The organism is Actinomycetota bacterium (assembly GCA_030650795.1).
In the GTDB taxonomy this organism is placed as follows: domain Bacteria; phylum Actinomycetota; class Actinomycetes; order S36-B12; family S36-B12; genus UBA11398.
Genome location: JAUSDJ010000010.1, coordinates 1 through 1,559 on the forward strand (window position 1 = coordinate 1; position 1,559 = coordinate 1,559).

The window sequence follows — 1,559 nt, forward strand, 5'->3', positions numbered from 1 at the left end:
CGTGACCGAATACAACTGTCACATTAATGATCCTGAATTTGCCGACGCCATCGTTGCTCAGGTCTTGGCGTTTACCAAGGACAGAGTAATAGCTGCATAACCATGACCGCAGATTCCCGATTGCCGATAACGATTGATTCATTACTGGACCGTAATCGGGCCTGGTCTTCTAGGATGCAAGCTGCAGATTCAGAGTTCTTTCGGCGGCTTGCACACCAACAGTCACCGCAATTGCTATGGATTGGCTGCTCTGACAGTCGCGTCGCCGCCAATCAAATTCTTGATCTCGCCCCTGGCGAAGTATTCACCCACAGAAACGTTGCCAATGTGGTGGCAAGTGGTGATCTGAACTGCCAGTCAGTGATTCAGTTCGCTGTGGATGTCTTGAAGGTGCGCCACGTCATGGTGGTCGGGCACTACGGTTGCAGCGGCATCCGCGCTTCTGTCGAGAGACTGCGCCTAGGTCTTGTCGACAATTGGCTTGGGCACGTCGGTGCCGTTTATGCCAGACACCGGCGGATGCTGATGGCCCTGCCAATAGCCGACCGGGAAAACCGGCTGTGCGAGCTGAACGTGGCTGAACAATTCCAAAACGTGTGCCAGTCCCACGTCGTTCGCGATGCGTGGGCGCGTGAGCAGTCATTGTCTGTTCATGGTTGGGTGTATGGTCTGCAGGATGGCCTATTATCCGAACTTGAGCTGTCCGCGTCGAACAGCAACGCAGCGGACAGCGCGTATCAGGCAGCGCTCGACCGCATGTCGAATCCGCAGGTCAAAGTTCGGCAACATTCTGTCGACGATCGATGATGAAGAGCTCCCAGCCATCTGCGCCGCACCAGGATCTAGCGTGGCGTAGCTCAGCGGCGATTTGGCACCCCTGCACCCAGATGCAGCGCGCAGCCACGGTGCCACCGCTGCCCATCGTACGCGGTGAAGGCCCCTGGCTCTTCGATGACAGCGGCCACCGCTACTTCGACACCAGCAGCTCCTGGTGGGTCAACCTGTTCGGCCATGCCGATGCCCGCATCAACGCCGCTCTCAAGGAGCAGCTCGACACCCTGCCGCACGTCATGCTGGCAGGCTGCACCCACGCACCGGCGGTGGAACTGGCGGAACGCCTGTCGGCCTTGACCGGGGGCGTGCTCGGGCACTGCTTCTTCGCCAGCGACGGTGCCTCGGCGGTGGAGATCGCCCTCAAGATGAGCTTTCACCATTGGCGCAATCGCGGCCGAGCCACCAAGCGCGAATTTGTCTGCCTGCGCCAGGGTTACCACGGTGAAACACTGGGGGCGCTGGCTGTGACCGACGTCGCGGTCTTTCGCGATGCCTACGACCCGCTGCTGATGCGCGCGCACCAGGTGATGTCACCCGATGCACGCCAGGCAGCAGCGGGCGAGTCCGCCCTGGATGTGGCCCTGCGCGCCGCGGCGGAGTTACAAACGCTGTTGGAAGCACGCCACGAGTACATTGCCGCCATCATCCTTGAGCCATTGGTCCAAGGCGCCACCGGCATGGCCCTGTACGACCCAGTCTACCTGCGCGTCGTGCGCGCCTTGTGT

At 60.4% G+C, this 1,559-nt stretch carries 2 protein-coding genes; both read left to right on the plus strand.

What is annotated here, in order from left to right; translation table 11 throughout:
* The first annotated feature begins 102 nt into the window (after nucleotides 1–102).
* A complete protein-coding gene (can, locus tag Q7L55_03095) occupies nucleotides 103–807 on the plus strand; it encodes a carbonate dehydratase (protein MDO8731547.1) in 705 nt (234 codons plus the stop codon).
* Nucleotides 807–1,559: aminotransferase class III-fold pyridoxal phosphate-dependent enzyme (locus tag Q7L55_03100; GenBank protein MDO8731548.1), on the plus strand; the 753-nt coding region annotated here is incomplete at its 3' end. The genes can and Q7L55_03100, both read left to right, overlap by 1 nt.

What these genes read in the sequence shown, in the direction of transcription:
- can (MDO8731547.1), top strand. Translation starts at nt 103, where the DNA reads ATGACCGCAGATTCCCGATTGCCGATAACGATTGATTCATTACTGGAC.